Raw genomic sequence first — 17843 nt, 5'->3', positions numbered from 1 at the left:
GGGATCAGGCCTTCACGGAATAGGAGTCTTCGAATTCGGGGTGGTCCACGCCGTCGTGCCAGATGAAGCGGGTCTCGTGGACCCGCCAGTCCGTGGACTTGGGCACGATCGCCTGGAACGCGCAGACCGCCGGCGTGGCGGCCTCGGCGCCCGTGCCGATGGCTGGCGCCCCCTGCGCGAAGGCGCGCACGGCCTCCAGCATCTGCTTGCGGAACTCCACGATCGCCAGGTCGCTGGCACCCAGCCGGTCGTGCGTCCGGTCGGCGATCGGACCCATGGTCAGCCACATGGCCACATCCTGGTTTGGAAAGCCGGTGATGCCGGTGAAGTTGCCGGCCTTCATGGCGTTGCGGTCCTGCCAGAACATGTTTTCCATCGTGCGCAGGGGGCGGTACCGGGCGTCCAGGTCGACGCCCACGGTCTGCCGCAGGAAGCGCCGCCAGGTCTCGGTCTCCGGCGTCTGCGCGGGATGACCCCAGGCGATGAAATAGAACGCGGTGTTCGTGTCGTCCATCGGCACGTTGATGTTCGCCACGTTGTAGAGGTTGTTGGGCGGGATCAGCGCGGTGGCCGGGGCGACGAAGACGGTCGAGCGCACGTAGTCGTTCACGGCGGCGTTGGTCAGCGGCCGGCGCAGCGCGGCATAGCGGAAGCCATAGCCGGTGCGCTGCACCTGCATGCGCGGCGCCTTGTCGGTGGAGGGCCGCAGCCAGGTGTTCGCGGTCGCCTTGGCGCCATCCACGCGGGCCGGCACCATGTCCGACGAATGCAGGCTGGAGCTGTGTGCCGAATCGATGGCGCCTTCCAGGATTTGCGCCCAATTGCACGGCAGCAGCACCTTGGCGATGCTCACGCGCGTCTCGGCCGTGGGCGCCCAGGCCGGCGGCCTGAACGCCGGCACGTCGTCCTTCGGACCCATGTAGGCCCAGACCAGGCCGCCCCACTCGCTCGTCGGATAGGCGGTGTGCTTGACCTTCTCGGCCATGCCGCTGGCGGCGGGCTCCGAAGCCATCTCCAACACGTTGCCATCGACGTCCATCTTCCAGCCGTGGTAGAGGCAGCGCAGACCGCCTTCTTCGTTGCGGCCATAGACCAGCGACGCACGGCGGTGCGGGCAGTGCTCGTCCATCACGCCCAGTCGACCGTCGGTGTCCCGGAACACCACCAGGTCCTCGCCGAAGACACGAGCCTTGACGGGCGTGCCATCGGGCTCACTCACCTCTTCCACCAGACATACGGGCGTCCAGTGGCGTCGCATCAGCTGTCCCATGGGCGCCGTGCCTTCAACGCGGCAGAGCAGATCGTTTTCTTCCGAAGTCATCATGGATTTTTCTCGTGGTGTATGCGTTGTTGAATCGAAATCAGGCGCCGGCAGGCGCGGCGTCGCGACGGCCTGGGCTCGCGCTCCCCCTCTTGCCACCGAGGTGGAGGACAACAGGCTTGGCGCCGTGCTGCAACTTGCACAGCCAGTGCGACAGCGCCGAATCGAGGTGCTGGACATGCCTGGGGAACCACGCCGCCAGTTCGCCCGACAGGCGCCGCACGACCTCGTGATCGCCTCGTGCCAAGCGCACAGTGACGCCGCGCAGCGTGCCGAGCACGGCTTCGTGTTCCTTGATATGGCAGTCGCGGGGCGGGAAGCCGGTCACCGTCATCAATTCGTTCTCAGCCGAGAAATGCGCCGTGGCGTCGTCGAGGACCGCCTTCAACGCAAACGGAAGGTCCTCGTTAGACGCCTCCTGCAGCCGGGCGATCAGTGCGACGAGGCGCTGGTGCTCGTCGTCGAGGCTCGGGTCTCCGAGCAGCATCGAATCGGACCAGCTGAGCGGCCCAGGCATCGTGGCATTCACATGCAAGTCCATAGACTTTGTCGAGATCAGACAATTTTAGTTAGCTTGCTAAGTATATTAGGTTCATTGCGTTAAGATCGCAACACCTCGAAATTGGTGTTTCCCCCAATGTGGTTCCGTCGGCCCCATTCATTGAGACATGGACGCGTCCATCCGCGGCGTCACAAGGGCGGCGGGAATTTGTTCGAAGATGGCGGGACGCTGGATAACCCGGGTACGCCTGGAAGATTGCGCAGGTCGATGCGCGCCGGGTCGTGTGTTGGCGCGCTGGCCACTCACTCTCGACCGCGAAGCCCGGCGTTAGGTCAAGGACTGACGCGAGGTGACGCAGGCGTCATTGCGCACGGCTCGCGGGCTAGAGCGTGTTATGCATTTCCCGTGGCCGTCAGCAGTGGAATTGCCTTGGGCAGCATGAGGATGGCGAAGACCAGGAAGTGCAATCCACGCAGCACATCGGGCAGTCGCTCGTAGTCCTTAGCCAGCCGGCGAAAGCGTGCCGCCCAGGCGAAGCTGCGCTCGACCACCCAACGCTTGGGCAGCAACACGAAGCCCTTCTTCGCCTCGGCCAGCTTGATCACCTGCAGCTCGATGCCGTGGGCTTGGGCATCGCGCCTGGTCTGTTCGCCCGTGTACCTGCCCATGTGGATCGAACTGGGCATTGACGATGCTGACAGCTACCTGGACTCGCTGACCTGAATCGCTGGATTCTCATCGGGCATGCCATCCATAACGGCGGCTTATGCAAATCGCAGGGGTTCCCTCCTGCACGTCATCGGATCTTTTTCCTAGACTCCATTGTCATTCACTAGGGAGACGCTGATCAATAGGTTGTCTCGGGCACAGCTTGTGCGTGCCTGAGGTCATTGCAAATCGCAGGATCCTCCACCCATGAGCCAACGCAGCTTTGCCAGCGCCGAGTACGCGATGAAGAAGAAGCGCACGCGACGCCAAGTGTTCCTCTCCGAGATGGAGCGGGTGGTGCCGTGGTCGCGCTTGATCGCCGTGATCGAGCCGCTGTACCCTGCGAGTGGGCGTGTCGGGCGCCAGCCCATCGGGGTCTCCAGGATGCTGCGCATGTATTGCTTGCAACAGTGGTACGGCCTGGCCGACGAGGCGCTCGAGGATGCGCTGTACGACAGCCAAGCGATGCGCGACTTCGTTGGCATCGATCTGTCGCATGAGTCGGTGCCCGATTCGACCACGCTGCTCAAGTTCAGGCGCCTGCTGCTGGCCAACGACCTGACCAAGGCGCTGTTCGACCAGATCAACGCGCATCTGGCAGAGCAAGGCTTGCTCATGCGTGCAGGCACCATCGTGGACGCCACCATCATCGCGGCGCCGAGTTCGACGAAGAACGCGGGCAACGCACGAGACCCGGAGATGCATCAGACCAAGAAGGGCAACGCCTGGCACTTCGGCATGAAGGCGCACATCGGTGTGGATGCCAGCTCGGGGCTGGTTCACACGGTGGTGGGCACGGCGGCCAACGTGAGCGACGTGACGCAGGCCGGTGCGTTGTTGCACGGTGATGAGACCACGGCGCACGGCGATGCCGGCTACCGAGGCGTGCACAAACGCGAGGAAGCGTCGAAGCCGTATTGGCACGTAGCGATGCAGCCGGGCCGCAGAAAGCAATTGAACCCGAAGCGCCGATGGGCTCGGCTGCTCGAGCAAGCCGAACAGTTGAAGGCGAGCATCCGGGCCAAGGTCGAGCATCCGTTCCACGTGATCAAGAACCTGTTCCGCCACAAGAAGGTCCGCTACAAGGGCTTGGCGAAGAACACGGCGCAGTTGTTCAGCCTGTTCGGCTTGGCCAACCTGGTGATCGCCAAGAGGCCGCTACTGGCCATCCATGCCCGAGGTGCGTCTTGAATGCACTCAGCAGTACCTGGAAGGGGCATGGAAGGTTTGGAAAAAGCTCATGTGCAACCTTCATGACCAGCAATTGACTGGCTTTAGCTCGACTTTGTGCTGCACACCGTCAAACAACAGTCATTGATCAGCGTATCCCTAGGAGTCCTGTCCCAATGTCCCATCCCGGCACTCAACTGCGCGCGGCGCTGGCCGCCCGACGCGGCCTGCTCGTTCCCGGCGCGGGCAACGCCCTGGCCGCCCGCGTGATCGAAAGCCTGAACTTCGAGGCCGTCTACTTGAGCGGCGCGGGCCTCACCAACAACTTCTATGGCCTGCCCGACCTGGGTTTCGTCGGTCTCGACGACATCGCCCGCCACACCGCCGCCATTCGCGACGCGGTCGCGCTGCCGCTCATCGTCGATGCCGACACCGGCTTCGGCAACGCCCTCAACGTGCGCCACACCGTGCGCACCCTGGAGCGCGCCGGCGCCAACGCGATCCAGCTCGAGGATCAGGTCAGCCCCAAGAAGTGCGGCCACTTCGCCGGCAAGGCCGTGATCGCCATGGCGGAGATGGTCGGCAAGGTCAAAGCCGCCGTCGACGCCCGCCAGCACGGCGATTTCCTGATCATCGCCCGTACCGACGCCCGCGCCATCCACGGCCTGGACGACGCGCTCGACCGCGCTTGCGCCTTTGCCGAAGCCGGCGCCGACGTGACCTTCGTCGAAGCGCCCACCGGCGTCGACGAACTGCGCCGCATCGCCGCCGAATTGCCGTGCCCACAGGTCGTCAACATCGTCATCGGTGGCAAGACGCCAGCGCTGCCGGCGGCGGAGTTCGGCGCCATGGGCTTCGGGCTGGTGCTCTACGCCAATGCGGCGCTGCAGGGTGCCGTGCGCGGCATGACCAACGCGCTGTCGCGGCTGCAGCGCGACGGCGAGCTGCCCGAAGACCCGACGCTGGTCGCCACCTTCGCCGAGCGCCAAGCGCTGGTGCAGAAGCCGCTGTTCGATGCTCTGGACGAACGCTATGCCGGCGGCTGAACGCACCGCCGCGACCGAGGCGGTCGTCGCCGTCGACAGCCATGCCCACGTCTTCGAACGCGGGCTGCCTTTAGCGGCGCAGCGCCGCCACGCGCCCGATTTCGATGCACGGCTGGGGGAGTATCTGGGTCTGCTCGACACCCATGGCATCTCGCACGGCGTACTGGTGCAACCCAGCTTCCTGGGCACCGACAACCACTATTTTCTGGCCGCCATCGCGCGCCATCCGCAGCGCCTTCGTGGGGTGGCGGTGGTCGATCCGACCACACCATTGGCGGTCCTGCAATCCCTCAAAGCACAAGGCAACACGGGCGTTCGAATGAACCTGGTGGGTCTTGACCTTCCTGACTTCAGCACGCCCGACTGGCAGGCCCTGCTGGGCCACCTCCGGGATCTCGATGCCCATGTGGAGATCCATCGCGACGCGTGTGACCTCCCACAATTGCTTGATGCGCTGCTGCCGAGCGGTTGCCGCTTGGTAATCGATCACCTCGGCCGGCCGGATCCGATGCTGGGCACCACCGATCCGGGCTTTGAGGCGCTGCTGCGTGCCGCCAACAGCGGCCGGGTTTGGGTGAAGCTGTCGGCCGCCTACCGCAGCGCACAGGCGCCCCGTTTGCCCGCCGAGTCCCGCGCCGCGAACCTGGCAGCCCGAGACGCTGCCAGCGCGCGTGCGACCGCCCGGGCCCTGCTGGCTGCTTTTGGCGTGCAACGCCTGGTGTGGGGCAGCGACTGGCCGCACACGCAGCATCAGGACGTCATCGATTTCACTGCCAGCCGTGCGCTGCTCGATGACTGGGTGCCCGATGCGGCCCAGCGTCGCCGCATCCTCGCGGACACGCCGGCCGAATTGTTCGGACTGCGCTAGCCGGCGAGCCGATCGAACCGATGCCTTCTGACCCTCAATATCCAAGAGACTTCCCATGAACCGACGCCCTGTCGCCATCCTGGCCCTGCTCGCGGGTGCCGCCATCGGCACTGCCGCTGCGGCTCAAACGCCAATGCCACCATCCCCCCGCCCGACCGGCGCTTTCCCGACCAAGCCGGTGCGTCTGGTCGTCACCTACCCGCCCGGCGGCACAGTGGATGCGGTGGCCCGCATCCTGGGGCCGAAGTTGTCGGCGCGCTGGGGGCAGCCGGTGGTGATCGACAACCGCGCGGGCGGCGGTGGGCTGATCGGCGGCGAGATCGTGGTCAAGGCGCCAGCCGACGGCTATACCCTGCTGTTCGACGCCTCCAACCAGGCGCAGAATCCAGCATTGAAGAAGCACATGCCCTTCGACACCCAACGCGACCTGCTGCCGGTCTCGTTGCTGGTGCGGGTGCCCAACATGATCGTGGTCAATCCCCAGTTCGAAGCCCGCACGGTCAAGGACCTGGTGGCGCTGGCCAAGGCCCGACCCGGACTGATCGACTACGCCTCGTCCGGCAACGGCTCATCGCCCCATCTGGCCGGCGAGCTGTTTGGAATGATGACGGGCACCCGGATGACGCACGTCGCCTATCGCGGCGGCGGCCCCGCCATGGTCGACGTGATGGCCGGCCAGGTGCCAGTCTTCTTCGCCAGCATGGCCTCCGCCCTGCCTTATCTCAAGTCCGGCAAGCTCACCCCGGTCGCGGTCGCCGGCCAGAAGCGCTCGCCGGTATTGCCCGACGTGCCGACCGTGGCCGAGGCGGGCGTGCCCGGCTACGACATGTACGAGTGGAACGCGGTTTTCGCGCCGGCGGGCACTCCCGCCGCCTTGGTCGATCAGATCTCCAAGGACATCGCTGCGGTGCTGGCAGATCGAGAGATCAACGCCCGCCTGATTGCCCTGGGCGCTGAGGTAATCGGCTCGACACCGGGCGAGCTCGAGCGCTTCCGCCGCACCGAGATCGAGCGCTGGACGCGGCTTGCCAAGCAGGCGCGCATCGAGCTCGATTGACCATTCCATCGGATACGCCATCCGATGCTCTCGTCCACATCCACAACAACTCAACGAGATTTTTCCATGACCGACTCCATCCTTCGACGCACCGCCATTGCCACATTGGCCTGCACCGCCGCCGCCCTTACCTTGCCGGCTTTCGCCCAAGCCGATGCCTGGCCAAGCAAACCGATCCGCTTCGTCGTGCCGTTCTCGGCCGGCGGCGCCAACGACCTGATGGCACGCTCGGCGGCCGAAGGCGCCTCCAAGCGCCTGGGCCAGCCGATCATCGTGGAGAACAAGCCCGGCGGCTCCACCAGCCTGGGGGCGGCCGTGGTGGCGCAGAGCAAGCCCGACGGCTACACCTTCCTGATCAGCGCGGCCGGGGTCATCTCCAACAGCATGATCAAGAAATCGATGCCCTACAAGGACGCCGACTTGACCCCGGTCGCCATGGTGGGGCTCGCCCCATCGGTGATCCTGGTGCCGGCCGATGCGCCGTACAACAACCTCAAGGAATTCATCGCCGCTTCACAGAAAGGCAACGGCTTCCACTGGGCCACCGCCGGCACCGGCAGCACGCCGCACTTCGTCTCCGGCATCCTGCAGACGAAATACACCGCCAAGCTCGACATCATTCCGTACAAGAGCGGCTCCGAATCCATCACCGCGGTGCTGGGCAAGCAGGTAGAGGCCACCTCCGAGGCCAGCATCGTCGCCCTGCCCTACCTCAAGAGCGGCAAGTTCAAGGCGCTGGCCGACACCTGGACCTCGCGCATCTCGGCTTACCCACAGCTGAGCACGGCCGTCGAACAGGGGTTTGCCGACATGCAGATTGCCCATTGGTGCGGCGTGCATGCGCCGGCCGGCACGCCCGAGGCCGTTCTCGACAAGATGGCCGCCGCCATTGACGCGGCCATGAAGGACCCGGCCACCACCGCGCACCTCAAGGGCATCGGCATCGAGCCGATCGGCGGCACCCGCGCGTCGTTCGCGAAGTTCGTCGGCGACGAGCGTGCCCGGCTCGGCGCGGTGGTCAAGGCCACCGGCATGAAGGACGAGTGAGCGCGCTGGAGAGCCCCTCCGGCGCGGGCGGGCCGCTCGACACCCGTCTGATGCGCTACCTGCTGGCTGTCGCCGACGCCGGCAGCCTCACCCATGCCACCGAGGCCCTGGGCGTGGCCCAGCCCGCGCTGAGCCAGGCCTTGAAGCGTCTGGAGACCGACCTCGGCGTACGCCTGTTCGATCGCTCGCGGCGCGGCGCCGTCCTCACCGAGGCGGGCCTCGCCATCATCGACGACGTGCGCGCGAGCTTGGCATTGGCGACCTCGGCCACCGAACGGGCCCGTGCCATCGCCGGCGGCCGCGCCGGGCGGCTGCACATCGGCTTCGTGACCCACGCGGCCTACGACGTGCTGCCCTCGGCCCTGCGCCTCTTGCGCACCGAATTCCCCGGGGTGGAGGTGGTGCTCAGCGAGATGAGCAACGCCGACCAGTTGCACGCCCTGGAGCAAGGCGCCATTGATCTCGCCATGCTGCACACCCCCATCACACTGGCCGGACCGGTGCGTGTGAAGCTCGTGCGACGCGAGCGGTTCGTGGCGGTGCTGCCCATCGGCCATCCGCTGGGTCCGGACGGCCGCGTCGGCCTTGCCGACGTCGCCGCACTCGGACTGGTGTGGTTTCCGGAGCAGCAGTTGCCTACGGTACGCGCCGGCATCTTCGGCGCCATGCAGCGAGCGGGACTGCGGGCGCATGTCGTGCAGGAGGCCAATCGCTCGCTGACGGTGCTGTCGTGCGTGGCTGCCGGCCTGGGCGCTTCGCTGCTGCCGCAATCGGCCGCGGTGCTGGCGCATCGCGGTGTGCAGTTCGTGGAATTGCGCGATGGCGATGGCCTGCCGCACTTCGAGCTGGGTGTTCTCTGGGTGGCGACTTCTCGCCTCACCCTGGCCGAGCGTTTGGCCGAACATCTTTGAGCACGCAGCCGCTCGGCTGCTTGCACCGATTGATCTCAACACATCATGGCGGGCGCATCGATCAGCAACGCGAGGAAAATGAATCCTGCTGTCCAAGAACTGCCACTTGATCATGTGGCGCTGGCAAACAGCCAGCAACTTGTGCCAGTGACATCGCTGTCGAGGAGCACTGGCCTCCCATCTTGAGATCGGCCTTTGTGGCGCAGACCATGATGTCCACCCAAATAGCTGGACATCATCAATGGAGGCCAATCCGAAGCAGCGCAAACATCACAGCACGCGTTCAAGGCGCAGGTCCTGGCCGCCTGTGCCGAACCGGGAGCGTCGGTGGCGGCGGTCGCCTTGTCGTTCAAGCTCGATGACAACCTCATGCACCAATGGCGTCGCGGCCATGGTCCGGGTTCTGATCGTGGCACTTCGTCGACCACGATTGCCGAGTCGACGCCACAGTTCATTGCCTTGTCTTTACTCGCTGCACCGCCGCCGGCACTCCCTTCCACACCCATGGCGGCCAAGTTTGCGGTCGGCGAGATCCGCTTGGAACTCAAGCGTAATGCGCTTAACGTGAGCATGACATGGTTGACCTCGGCGGCCGCCGAGTGCGCAGCCTAACCGCGCGAGGTCTTGAGGTGATCCGCATTGACGCCCTGTGGCTGTGCATCAAGCCGGTGGACATGCGCTACGGTGCCGAGCATTTCCTCGCACCTGCGCGCGAGATCCGCTTGCTCTTCGCTGAGGCCGCGGTCCGTGCCGGCGTGATCCGGTTGGCGACCCGATCGACCAGATGCAGGTCGACTTCGCCACCGAGATCGTCACGTTGTGCGCGCGGCTCATCGATCGCTACCCAAACCCCGAACGCACCCAAGACACAATCGACGACGCGATCAAAAAACAGCTGTTCGACGCAACCTGACGCTGTGATGCTTTGTCGGCCGGCCAGGGCCGCCGACCGACATTGCGACTCTCTTAAGTTTTCGGCGCTCGGAGGAAGCGCGGAAGTCAGACTCGCTCGTCGTCCACTTCTGCACATGCCGCGGAGGCGCCAGCTTCGAGCGCTTCCTGTTCCGTGGTGTACAGAACGGCAGCCAAGCGCGGATTACCTTGATTGATCGTGTATTGGTACTGCCAGCTATCGGCTGAGGGCTGTACTGCCACATGCAGCGAGCGGCCGTTATGTTCAAACGTCTTGTGCATCGTTCACTCCGTCAGTTTGACGCTGTAGTATGAAAAACGACCTTCTCGTCGCCGGTGCTTGGCTGAGGCTTTACCTCAAGCCTATTTAAGAAGGCTTGGTATCTTCCCCTACGGAATCCACATCTTCTCGGCAGCCTTCACGGCAACGTCCCTGTCAGGAAAGACATCGACGTGCTCCTCAACATCAGGCCGTTCTTCCTCGACGACCCTGTGCACCAACCAGCCATCTTCATAGCGCCGCAATGTCGCCACCGCATGCCTGCCGCTCTTCGCCAAGTCAACGTGCACTTCTTCGAGAAACGTATGTCTATCCATGGTCGCTTTCCATTGTTGAGGCACGCAGTATGACCGTCGCCGACTGGCCCATCGGCTGCCACACCTGCCAAACAATCAATGCTTCAGCTCTTGTCGGCTTCGCTGTCGATCCAGCAACGCGCGGCGGTGTTAGCAGCTTGCTCTGCGGCTTCGCGAGTTGGAAACGTTTCGCTGGTCGCTTCGTTGATCACACCATCGGTCACGTCTTCGCTGGTGCTATCGACGTCGAACACGCCGCGGTATTCGCCCGCCTTCACGACCGTCGACGCTGCGTCGTAGGTTCGACCACGGTACTCGTTGGTTCGCATGGCGATTCACTTTCAAAGAAACGAAGTATGACCTCGCTCCTCCTCAGCCGCAGGAGCAATGTGTTCAGGACGAAAGCACACCGTCAATTGCGAAAGACTGCCCGCAGGCGATCGACATCCTGGAGATCGGCCACGGCGATCTGCGCACCACGTTGCGCCCAGGCCGCCGCCCGGGTGGCATCGCGCGTGACGACCGTGACAGGATGCCTCTGCGCGAGCAGGCACGCCGCCACGGCCGAGCCCACATGGCCGGTGGCGCCCATGACGATGAACATGCGAGCCTCCCGGGTCTCAGCGGGACTGGTCGCGCTCCCACTGGGCTTCCGCATCGAGCCAGGCCTGCACGGCGTCACCGTCCGTGCCGCCGCGACGCTCGCAGGCGGCATAGGCGGCCTCGCGGCCAGCGCCAGGCCCGTGACCAGGCGCTGGTCGCGCGGCAGGTGCGAGTTGCGTGCGGCCCCCACCAGGCGCTGCAGCGAACGCTCGTGCGCCTCATAGAGCGCCGGCGCGGCCTCGCCCAGCAGCAGGCGCAAGGCGTCGACGATGCGTTGCTGGCGCGGGGTGTAGGCCATCGAATCGAGGGTGGACGCCGGCTCGACAGAAGCGGCGGTGGCGGTGGTGACAGCGACGGGCGACGAAGAGGAAGTGCAGGCGGTCATGGCAGGCTCCAGGGTTGGAAGACAGCGCAGGCGGGATTGCCTGCGTGCCCCCGATCCCCACCCCGCCGCAGCGCAGCGCTCAAGGCCGCCGCAGGCGCGCGCGCAGCGCGCCGAGCACGCGGCCACGCGCGCACAGGGCCTTGAACGCGAGAACGGTGGGGTAGCGTGAGGGCACACAGGCAAGCCCTCCCCCGACCTCTCCAGCGCCTCGCTGAGTGGCCTGGAAGGCTGCGCAGCAGTCCCCGCGAGGGGATGAGCGGACAGCGAAACCTGCAAGGGCACGTCCCGCCCTAGGCGGGCAGCGCCAGATCCGGGTCCGTGCTTGCGTTCAGAAAACAGCGAAGCCGCTCGATCCTTGAAAGGCGCTTATCCGACGGTACTGACCGGGCGGCCATCGATCCACATGACAAGATGCAAAGTCCCTGGCTATGGGCGAAGGGCTACTTCCTACCGATGAGGCGTTCCTGCGCTAAATCAGTGCACTGTCTGGGACAGACCGCGGCGGCACGCGGATCCTCACACCCCGCTCGCCGTCCGCTGGCGCTGGGCATCGATGCAGACCGAGGTCATGGCGTCGCGCAGCACCTCCAGCGCGCGGTCGTCGTCGTCGGCCTTGCGGGTGACCAGCGACAGCTGCAGTACCGGCGCGCCGCGGCCGAGCCGGACGATGCGCACGGGATAGATCTGGCACAGCCTCGGGTCGGCCAGCTGAACGAGCGAGATGCCCAGGCCGGCGCTGACCATCGCGACGATGGCCGCGACCGTGTCGAACTCGAACTCGCTGTGCTTGTCCTTGAAATGGGTGGCGACATAGCGCGCCGCCAGCGCGCCGGTGACCGTGTCGCGGTCGTACCGGATCCAGTCATGCTGGCGGAACAATGTGGCGACGCTGCTCTCGTTCACGCCCGGGGGCGCGATCAGCACCAGCTCGCGCCGCAGCATCGACCGCCAGCGCAGCCGGCTCGACGCACCGCGCTCGGGCTGTGCGACCAGCGCCGCGTCAAGTTCGCCCGCCTTGACGGCCGCCACCAGCCCGCTGCTGCGGCCGCGCGTTGGCCGCACCTCCAGTGCCGGATAGCGCTCGCGCAGCAGTCCGAGCACGCCCGGCATCAGCACCGGCTGCATCGACTCGATCATGCCCAGCCGCACGACGCCCTCGATGCTCACGCCCGGGCGCTTGCGCAGCGACTCGATTTGCTGCAGCGCGTCGCGCATGGCGGTCGAGACGTCGTGCGCCAGGCGCGTCGGGCGCACCTGCGCTCCCGAACGGTCGAACAGCGGCTGGCCCATGTAGACCTCCAGCTGCTTCATCTTCATGCTCACGGCGCTCGGGGTGAGGTCCATCTCGGCAGCCGCAGCGGCGAGCGTGCCGCCGCGCAGCACGGCATCGAGCGTGAGGAAGGCATCGAGCTTCATCAAATTTCCTGACTTGAGACACCAAGGAACATCGCTATTTTCATTGCGTCGCGTTGCCTAGACTGCGCCCATGAACAGAGACATCCCCGAACACCTCGCAGCCGGCCCCCGCGCCTGGCTCGCCGCCAACGTCCAGCAGGACGGATCCTGGGTCCAGCATCTGAGCGCCGAGGCGGTGGCCGGCTTTGACGCCGCGCTGGCGCACGCCCGGCGCGTCGACAAGCCCTTCCTGTCGATGACGCAGGCCGACTTCCCGCTCGACGAGACGGCGTCGGGCGCGCTGGCACAGGCCATGGCGACCACCCAGGGCCGCTGGGGCATGTGCCTGCTCAAGGGCTTCCCGGTCGAGCGCTGGAGCGAGGCCGAATCGCGGCTCGCCGTCTGGGGCATGAGCTTGTACATGGGCGTTGCGCGGACCCAGAACCGGGCCAGCCAGATCATGAACGACGTGCGCGACGAGGGCGGCAGCTACAAGGTCAAGGGCGGGCGCGGCTACAACACCAACGCCGGGCTCGACTTCCACCAGGACTCCTGCGACGTCGTCGGCCTGCTGTGCCGCCGCACTGCCAAGACCGGCGGCACCAGCAAGGTCGTGAGTTCGATCGCGGTGATCGACGAGGTGCGTCGCGTGCGGCCGGACCTGGTCGACGTGCTCAGGCAGCCGATCCACCACAGCTACCAGGGCACGCAGGACCCGAGCCAGCCGCCGTTCTACAACTGCCCGATCCTGGGCAGCGACCCTGTGCATTTCGCGATGCGCACCAACCGCAAGAACACGGTCGCCGCCCAGCGCGACTTCCCCGAGGCGCCGCGCCTGACGACGGCGCAGGTCGAGGCGCTCGACCTGCTCGACGAACTGCTGCCCGACCCGCGCTTTTGCTACACGATGTCGCTCGAACGCGGCGACATGCAGTTCCTCAACAACTACGTCACCCTGCATTCGCGCACGCCCTTCGAGGACTTCGAGGACGCGGACCGCAAGCGCCACCTGTTCCGGCTTTGGATGTCGATCCCGTCGTCCCAGCCGCTGCCGCCCGAGTGGGAGGACTACTACGGCGACGTGCGCGCCGGCGCGGTGCGCGGCGGCGTGCGTGGCAGCGCCATCACTCCCGAGTTCGTCGAGTACGAGCGTCGCCAGGCGGCCGCCATGGGCATGCCGCTGAAGGCCTGGCAAGCCGCCGCCGCATCATGAACCGGCGTCAGCTGATCGCACGGGCAAGCGCCCTGGCCGCGCTGCCGACGGGCCTGCTGGCACTCGACGACGCCCTGGCCCAGCCGCAGACCGTCAAGCTGCTCGTTGGCGCCACGCCCGGCGGCGGCACCGACATCGTCGCGCGGGCCATCGCGCTGGAACTGGGCAAGCGCCTGGACCGCCCATTCATCGTCGACAACCGCCCGGGCGCGGCCGGCAACATCGCCGCGCTGGCCACGGCCAAGGCCGAGCCCGACGGACAGACGCTGCTGTTGAGCTACACCAGCCACGCGATCAACGCCTCGCTCTACGACAACCTGCCCTTCGATCCGGTCAAGGACTTCACGCCCATCAGCCAGATCGCGAGTTCGCCGGCGATCCTGGTGGCACGGCCGTCATTCAAGGCCAGCAACGTCGCCGAACTGATTGCCCTGGCCAAGACCCAGCCCGGCAAGCTCAACGTGGCCGTGGCAGGCATCGGCTCGGCCAACCATCTCGCGGGCGAGATGCTCAGGCGCGATGCCGGCATCGACATCGTGGGCGTCCCATACAAGGGCACCGGGCCGGCGATCCAGGACGTGGTGGCCGGCCAGATCGACCTGGTGTTCGCGGGCGTGGCCACGGTGCAGTCGTTGATCAGGGGCGGGCGCCTCAAGGCGCTGGCCGTCACCAGTCCGAAGCGCCTGCCCGCATATCCCGACGTGCCGGCGATCTCCGAGGTGCTGCCGGGCTACGAATACAGCTCCTGGTACGGCCTCTTCGGCCCGGCCCGGATGCCCCGGGAGATGGTCGACCGGCTCGCCGGCGCCGCCCGCGCGGCGCTCGCCTCGCCGGAGATGGCAAAGCGCCTGGCCGACGAGGGACTGGTGCCGGTGGGCAGCACGCCCGCCGAGTTCCAGAAGTTCGTCGCCACGGAGATCGTGCGCTGGGGCAAGGTCGTGACGGCGGTCGGGGCGAAACCCGAATGAGCGCGCCTCGTCTCACGTTGCGCGAGCGCTTGGCGCAGCCGCGCCCCCTGCTCGCGCCCGGCGTCTATGACGCCTTGACCGCCTTGTTGGCTGAACAAGCCGGCTTCGAGGCGCTCTACCTCTCGGGCGGCGCCGTCGCCTATTCGCAGCTCGGACGCTCCGACGTCGGCCTGACCACCGCCAGCGAGACCGCCGACGTGCTGGCGCGCATCACCGACCGGGTGTCGATCCCGGTGATCGTCGACGGCGACACCGGCTACGGCAACGCGCTCAACGTGCAGCGCACGGTGCGCGCCTTCGAGGCGGCGGGCGCAGCCATGATCCAGCTCGAGGACCAGGGCTTTCCGAAACGTTGCGGCCATCTCGACGGCAAGACGCTGGTGCCGGTTGCGGAGATGTGCGGCAAGCTAAAGGCGGCGGTCGATGCCCGGCGCTCCGACCGGACGCTGATCCTGGCGCGCACCGACGCGGTGGCGATCGAGGGTCTCGAAGCAGCCTTTGAACGCGCCGAGGCCTATCGCCATTGCGGCGTCGATGCGCTCTTCATCGAGGCCCTGCGCAGCGAGGCCGACATGGACAAGGCCTGCGCGCGCTTCGCGCCGCACCTGCCGATGCTGGCCAACATGGTCGAGGGCGGCAGAAGTCCGGTGCAGAGCGCCGAGGCATTGGGCGCCCGGGGCTTCCGCATCGTCATCTTCCCCGGTGGCACCGCGCGCTTCGTGGCGGCGCAACTGCAGCGCTATTTCGCCAGCCTGCACGCGAAGGGCACGACCGCGCCGATGCAGGGCGAGATGCTCGACTTCGACGGCCTCAACGAGGTCATCGGTACGCCCGAGCTGATGGCACGCGGCCAGCGTTTCGCGAGTTGAGTGGTCGTCCCACGACGGTGCAGGTCAGGAGCGCTGCGCCGATCGACCCGCCACCGCCCCTTCATTCGCCCTGGACGCCCGCAGCCGTGATGACCTCGCCCCACTCCTCCACCTGGCTGCGCACGCAGGCCTGAAAGTCGGCCGGTGCCATGACCCCCACGTCGACACCCTGATCGGCGAACCGTCGGGCCAGATCGGGAGGGGCCGATGCCTTGGCGACCTCGGCCTGCATCCTGTCGACGATGGCCTGCGGCGTGCCCTGGGGCGCGGCGATGCCGAACCAGTTGGTGGCCGTGAAGTCCTCCAGTCCCGCCTGCGCGCCTGTCGGCACGTCGGGCAGGGCGGCCAGGCGCTGCGCGGGCCGTGCTGACCATCGCCTCGCTGCGCGACGCGCACGCGGTCGACAGCGATCTGTTCGACCTGCTGCCGCAGCTGCGCCAATGCGCCGAGACCATCGGGCGCGTCGCCGGCATCGCGTAGGCAGCCCCTGTCGGACGCGGCCGGCTCGGCGAGACGAGTCGGTCCGGTGAGCAGCGGCGCGGCACTGTGACATCAATGCACTCCCGACATTTTTCCCCCTGATGGAATTGGAGCTGCATCGATGAAACCGCACGTGATCTGCCACATGGTGAGCCCCCTGGACGGCCGCCTGCTCGTCGATGGCTGGGCGCCCAAGGAAAGTCCCCTGCGGAAGCCGATCCTGGACGAGTACCAGCGGCTGCACGAGGCCTTTGACGCCGACGCCTGGCTGGCCGGCACGACGACCATGGAGGAGTTCGCCAGGGGCCAGGCCGGCGCGGGCGAGCCGCCCGCGTCGCCGCCGGAGCGTCCCTGGCACCTGGCCGACGCGCAGGCCCGCCACTTCGCCATCGCCATCGACCGCAAGGCCCGCCTGCACTGGGACGGCGCCACGGCCGACGGCGGCCACGTGGTGGTGGTCCTGGCCGCTTCGGTGTCTGATGCGCACCTGGCGGAACTCGCTGCCACGGGAATCTCGTACCTGGTGATGCCCAGCGACGACATCGACCTGAGGGAGATGCTCGAGGAACTCAACCAGCGCATCGGCATCCGCAAGGTGCTGCTCGAAGGCGGCGCCACCATCAACGGCGCCTTCCTGAAGGCCGGCGTGGTCGACGAGATCAGCGTGCTGCTGGCGCCGGCCATCGACGGCAGCACGGGCAGCCCGGCGATCTTCGAGGCTGGCAAGGACGGGCTCGGTACGCACAGCAGGCTGGACCTGGCTTCGGCGGATCCGGTGGCCGCGGGCGCGGTGCACCTGCGCTACCGCGTCGTGTCCGACTAGGACCGCAGGCGCCCGCATGGCGCCGGCGTCAAAAGCCGACGTTCTCAGGACCTTTCAACCCCAGCAGCGTCCGTGCCTCGTCGGGCGTCGCGACACTCAGGCTCATCGATCGCAGCAGGCGGCAGACCCGCGCGACCTGGTCGGCGTTGCTGCGCGCCAGCGTGCCGGGGCCGTCCCACAGCGAATCCTCCAGCCCGACGCGAACATTGCCGCCCTGCGCCGCCGCCGTGGCGGCAATGGGCATCTGCGCGCGGCCGGCGCCCAGCACCGACCACAGATAGTCGTCGCCGAACAGCCGGTCGGCGGTGCGCTTCAGGTGGGCGACGTCGTCCGGATGGTTGCCGATGCCGCCCAGGATGCCGAACACGGTCTGCACGAACAGCGGCGGCGTGACCAGCTTGCGGTCCAGGAAATGCGCCAGGTTGTAGAGGTGCGCGGTGTCGTAGCACTCGAACTCGAAGCGCGTGCCGTTGGCGGTGCCGTGCTGGAGCACGTACTCGATGTCGGCGAAGGTGTTCTTGAACACCAGGTCGCGCGTGCCGTCGAGGTAGGGCCGCTCCCAGTCGTGCTGGAATTCCTTGTGGCGGTCCAGCATCGGGTAGAGGCCGAAGTTCATCGAGCCCATGTTGAGCGACGCGACCTCGGGCCGCAGGTCCAGCGCCGGCCGCATCCGCTCCTCCACCGTCATCGTCGGCGCGCCGCCGGTGGTGATGTTGATGACGCCCCGGCAGCGTGCCTTGATGTCGCCGACGAAGGCGCGGAAGGCGTCGGCGGTCTGTACCGGCCGGCCGTCGCGCGGGTCGCGGGCGTGCAGGTGGACGATGGCGGCGCCGGCCTCGACGGCCCCCACCGCCGCATCGGCGATCTGCTGCGCGCCGATGGGCAGGTGCGGCGACATGCTGGGCGTGTGGATGGACCCGGTCACGGCACAGGTGACGATGACTTGACGCTGCTTGCGCGACATGGGGGATGTCCTGGAGGTGGGGTGG

21 protein-coding genes and 1 pseudogene are annotated in these 17843 nt (G+C 66.9%); 12 read left to right on the top strand and 10 right to left on the bottom strand.

Going from position 1 to position 17843, the window contains the following annotated elements; translation table 11 throughout:
• Window positions 1–4 precede the first annotated feature (4 nt).
• The 3 genes and pseudogenes from ABID77_RS16650 to ABID77_RS16640 all read right to left on the bottom strand — a co-directional run.
• On the bottom strand, window positions 5–1324 hold the full coding sequence (locus ABID77_RS16650) for a Rieske 2Fe-2S domain-containing protein (protein ID WP_429598152.1): 1320 nt from the start codon (window positions 1322–1324) through the stop codon (window positions 5–7).
• 37 nt (window positions 1325–1361) lie between these two features.
• Window positions 1362–1850 carry a bacteriohemerythrin gene (locus ABID77_RS16645; RefSeq protein WP_429598150.1) on the bottom strand — a complete coding sequence of 163 codons (489 nt, stop codon included), beginning with the start codon at window positions 1848–1850 and terminating at the stop codon, window positions 1362–1364.
• Window positions 1851–2215: 365 nt separating this feature from the next.
• Window positions 2216–2482 (bottom strand): annotated as a pseudogene (locus ABID77_RS16640) (transposase); the annotation flags it as partial.
• A 256-nt stretch (window positions 2483–2738) separates the two neighbouring features.
• Here ABID77_RS16640 and ABID77_RS16635 point away from each other — a divergent pair.
• From ABID77_RS16635 to ABID77_RS16600, 8 genes are all read left to right on the top strand, one after another.
• Window positions 2739–3722, top strand: coding sequence for an IS5 family transposase (locus tag ABID77_RS16635; RefSeq protein ID WP_429598148.1), 984 nt, complete (start codon window positions 2739–2741; stop codon window positions 3720–3722).
• Between the two features lie 155 nt (window positions 3723–3877).
• A complete protein-coding gene (locus tag ABID77_RS16630) occupies window positions 3878–4747 on the top strand; it encodes an isocitrate lyase/PEP mutase family protein (RefSeq protein ID WP_429598146.1) in 870 nt (289 codons plus the stop codon).
• On the top strand, window positions 4716–5615 hold the full coding sequence (locus tag ABID77_RS16625) for an amidohydrolase family protein (protein ID WP_429598144.1): 900 nt from the start codon (window positions 4716–4718) through the stop codon (window positions 5613–5615). The genes ABID77_RS16630 and ABID77_RS16625 overlap by 32 nt, the downstream gene beginning before the upstream one ends.
• 55 nt (window positions 5616–5670) lie before the next feature.
• Window positions 5671–6672, top strand: a complete 1002-nt coding sequence (locus ABID77_RS16620; protein WP_429598142.1) for a tripartite tricarboxylate transporter substrate binding protein — start codon at window positions 5671–5673, stop codon at window positions 6670–6672.
• Between the two features lie 66 nt (window positions 6673–6738).
• Entirely contained in the window at window positions 6739–7719 is a 981-nt protein-coding gene (locus tag ABID77_RS16615) for a tripartite tricarboxylate transporter substrate binding protein (protein WP_429598140.1), read from the top strand.
• Window positions 7720–7769: 50 nt separating this feature from the next.
• Window positions 7770–8630, top strand: a complete 861-nt coding sequence (locus ABID77_RS16610; protein ID WP_429598303.1) for a LysR family transcriptional regulator — start codon at window positions 7770–7772, stop codon at window positions 8628–8630.
• 342 nt (window positions 8631–8972) lie between these two features.
• Window positions 8973–9242 (top strand): hypothetical protein, encoded by a 270-nt coding sequence (locus ABID77_RS16605; protein ID WP_429598138.1) that lies wholly within the window; start codon window positions 8973–8975, stop codon window positions 9240–9242.
• A 172-nt stretch (window positions 9243–9414) separates the two neighbouring features.
• Entirely contained in the window at window positions 9415–9543 is a 129-nt protein-coding gene (locus ABID77_RS16600) for a hypothetical protein (protein WP_429598136.1), read from the top strand.
• Between the two features lie 86 nt (window positions 9544–9629).
• On the opposite strand, the gene ABID77_RS16595 is transcribed toward ABID77_RS16600, so the two are convergent.
• The 5 genes from ABID77_RS16595 to ABID77_RS16575 form a co-directional block, all read right to left on the bottom strand.
• Window positions 9630–9824 (bottom strand): hypothetical protein, encoded by a 195-nt coding sequence (locus ABID77_RS16595; RefSeq protein ID WP_429598134.1) that lies wholly within the window; start codon window positions 9822–9824, stop codon window positions 9630–9632.
• A 108-nt stretch (window positions 9825–9932) separates the two neighbouring features.
• Window positions 9933–10139 carry a hypothetical protein gene (locus ABID77_RS16590; protein ID WP_429598132.1) on the bottom strand — a complete coding sequence of 69 codons (207 nt, stop codon included), beginning with the start codon at window positions 10137–10139 and terminating at the stop codon, window positions 9933–9935.
• Window positions 10140–10222: 83 nt separating this feature from the next.
• The gene (locus ABID77_RS16585; protein WP_429598130.1) at window positions 10223–10447 is read right to left on the bottom strand and encodes a hypothetical protein; all 225 of its coding nucleotides are present in this window, start codon (window positions 10445–10447) and stop codon (window positions 10223–10225) included.
• 83 nt (window positions 10448–10530) lie between these two features.
• On the bottom strand, window positions 10531–11106 hold the full coding sequence (locus ABID77_RS16580) for an NAD(P)H-binding protein (RefSeq protein WP_429598128.1): 576 nt from the start codon (window positions 11104–11106) through the stop codon (window positions 10531–10533).
• 516 nt (window positions 11107–11622) lie between these two features.
• Window positions 11623–12522, bottom strand: a complete 900-nt coding sequence (locus ABID77_RS16575; protein ID WP_429598126.1) for a LysR family transcriptional regulator — start codon at window positions 12520–12522, stop codon at window positions 11623–11625.
• A 70-nt stretch (window positions 12523–12592) separates the two neighbouring features.
• Here ABID77_RS16575 and ABID77_RS16570 point away from each other — a divergent pair, with 70 nt between their 5' ends.
• Genes ABID77_RS16570 through ABID77_RS16560 form a run of 3 tightly spaced genes read left to right on the top strand, consistent with a single transcriptional unit; the run spans window position 12593 to window position 15551 of the window.
• Entirely contained in the window at window positions 12593–13714 is a 1122-nt protein-coding gene (locus ABID77_RS16570) for a TauD/TfdA family dioxygenase (RefSeq protein ID WP_429598124.1), read from the top strand.
• Window positions 13711–14682 carry a tripartite tricarboxylate transporter substrate binding protein gene (locus ABID77_RS16565; RefSeq protein WP_429598122.1) on the top strand — a complete coding sequence of 324 codons (972 nt, stop codon included), beginning with the start codon at window positions 13711–13713 and terminating at the stop codon, window positions 14680–14682. Before ABID77_RS16570 ends, ABID77_RS16565 begins: the two co-directional genes overlap by 4 nt.
• On the top strand, window positions 14679–15551 hold the full coding sequence (locus ABID77_RS16560; protein WP_429598120.1) for an isocitrate lyase/PEP mutase family protein: 873 nt from the start codon (window positions 14679–14681) through the stop codon (window positions 15549–15551). Before ABID77_RS16565 ends, ABID77_RS16560 begins: the two co-directional genes overlap by 4 nt.
• Window positions 15552–15612: 61 nt before the next feature.
• Here the strand turns inward: ABID77_RS16560 and ABID77_RS16555 are convergent, their stop codons facing one another.
• Window positions 15613–15882 carry a tripartite tricarboxylate transporter substrate-binding protein gene (locus ABID77_RS16555; protein WP_429598118.1) on the bottom strand — a complete coding sequence of 90 codons (270 nt, stop codon included), beginning with the start codon at window positions 15880–15882 and terminating at the stop codon, window positions 15613–15615.
• 270 nt (window positions 15883–16152) lie between these two features.
• On the opposite strand from ABID77_RS16555, the gene ABID77_RS16550 reads away from it, so the two are divergent.
• Window positions 16153–16854 (top strand): dihydrofolate reductase family protein, encoded by a 702-nt coding sequence (locus tag ABID77_RS16550; protein ID WP_429598116.1) that lies wholly within the window; start codon window positions 16153–16155, stop codon window positions 16852–16854.
• A 28-nt stretch (window positions 16855–16882) separates the two neighbouring features.
• On the opposite strand, the gene ABID77_RS16545 is transcribed toward ABID77_RS16550, so the two are convergent.
• Complete coding sequence (locus ABID77_RS16545) at window positions 16883–17818, bottom strand: 3-keto-5-aminohexanoate cleavage protein (RefSeq protein ID WP_429598114.1); 936 nt, start codon at window positions 17816–17818, stop codon at window positions 16883–16885.
• Window positions 17819–17843 lie beyond the last annotated feature (25 nt).

This window comes from Variovorax sp. PvP013 (assembly GCF_050435945.1).
In the GTDB taxonomy this organism is placed as follows: Bacteria; Pseudomonadota; Gammaproteobacteria; order Burkholderiales; family Burkholderiaceae_C; genus Variovorax.
The sequence above is the reverse complement of the archived record's forward strand: the minus strand, read 5'-3'. Positions and strand labels throughout refer to the sequence as shown.

What these genes read in the sequence shown, in the direction of transcription:
- ABID77_RS16650 (WP_429598152.1), bottom strand. Translation starts at nt 1,324, where the DNA reads ATGATGACTTCGGAAGAAAACGATCTGCTCTGCCGCGTTGAAGGCACG.
- ABID77_RS16635 (WP_429598148.1), top strand. Translation starts at nt 2,739, where the DNA reads ATGAGCCAACGCAGCTTTGCCAGCGCCGAGTACGCGATGAAGAAGAAG.
- ABID77_RS16630 (WP_429598146.1), top strand. Translation starts at nt 3,878, where the DNA reads ATGTCCCATCCCGGCACTCAACTGCGCGCGGCGCTGGCCGCCCGACGC.
- ABID77_RS16625 (WP_429598144.1), top strand. Translation starts at nt 4,716, where the DNA reads ATGCTCTGGACGAACGCTATGCCGGCGGCTGAACGCACCGCCGCGACC.
- ABID77_RS16620 (WP_429598142.1), top strand. Translation starts at nt 5,671, where the DNA reads ATGAACCGACGCCCTGTCGCCATCCTGGCCCTGCTCGCGGGTGCCGCC.
- ABID77_RS16615 (WP_429598140.1), top strand. Translation starts at nt 6,739, where the DNA reads ATGACCGACTCCATCCTTCGACGCACCGCCATTGCCACATTGGCCTGC.
- ABID77_RS16610 (WP_429598303.1), top strand. Translation starts at nt 7,770, where the DNA reads ATGCGCTACCTGCTGGCTGTCGCCGACGCCGGCAGCCTCACCCATGCC.
- ABID77_RS16600 (WP_429598136.1), top strand. Translation starts at nt 9,415, where the DNA reads ATGCAGGTCGACTTCGCCACCGAGATCGTCACGTTGTGCGCGCGGCTC.
- ABID77_RS16595 (WP_429598134.1), bottom strand. Translation starts at nt 9,824, where the DNA reads ATGCACAAGACGTTTGAACATAACGGCCGCTCGCTGCATGTGGCAGTA.
- ABID77_RS16590 (WP_429598132.1), bottom strand. Translation starts at nt 10,139, where the DNA reads ATGGATAGACATACGTTTCTCGAAGAAGTGCACGTTGACTTGGCGAAG.
- ABID77_RS16585 (WP_429598130.1), bottom strand. Translation starts at nt 10,447, where the DNA reads ATGCGAACCAACGAGTACCGTGGTCGAACCTACGACGCAGCGTCGACG.
- ABID77_RS16580 (WP_429598128.1), bottom strand. Translation starts at nt 11,106, where the DNA reads ATGACCGCCTGCACTTCCTCTTCGTCGCCCGTCGCTGTCACCACCGCC.
- ABID77_RS16575 (WP_429598126.1), bottom strand. Translation starts at nt 12,522, where the DNA reads ATGAAGCTCGATGCCTTCCTCACGCTCGATGCCGTGCTGCGCGGCGGC.
- ABID77_RS16570 (WP_429598124.1), top strand. Translation starts at nt 12,593, where the DNA reads ATGAACAGAGACATCCCCGAACACCTCGCAGCCGGCCCCCGCGCCTGG.
- ABID77_RS16565 (WP_429598122.1), top strand. Translation starts at nt 13,711, where the DNA reads ATGAACCGGCGTCAGCTGATCGCACGGGCAAGCGCCCTGGCCGCGCTG.
- ABID77_RS16560 (WP_429598120.1), top strand. Translation starts at nt 14,679, where the DNA reads ATGAGCGCGCCTCGTCTCACGTTGCGCGAGCGCTTGGCGCAGCCGCGC.
- ABID77_RS16550 (WP_429598116.1), top strand. Translation starts at nt 16,153, where the DNA reads ATGAAACCGCACGTGATCTGCCACATGGTGAGCCCCCTGGACGGCCGC.
- ABID77_RS16545 (WP_429598114.1), bottom strand. Translation starts at nt 17,818, where the DNA reads ATGTCGCGCAAGCAGCGTCAAGTCATCGTCACCTGTGCCGTGACCGGG.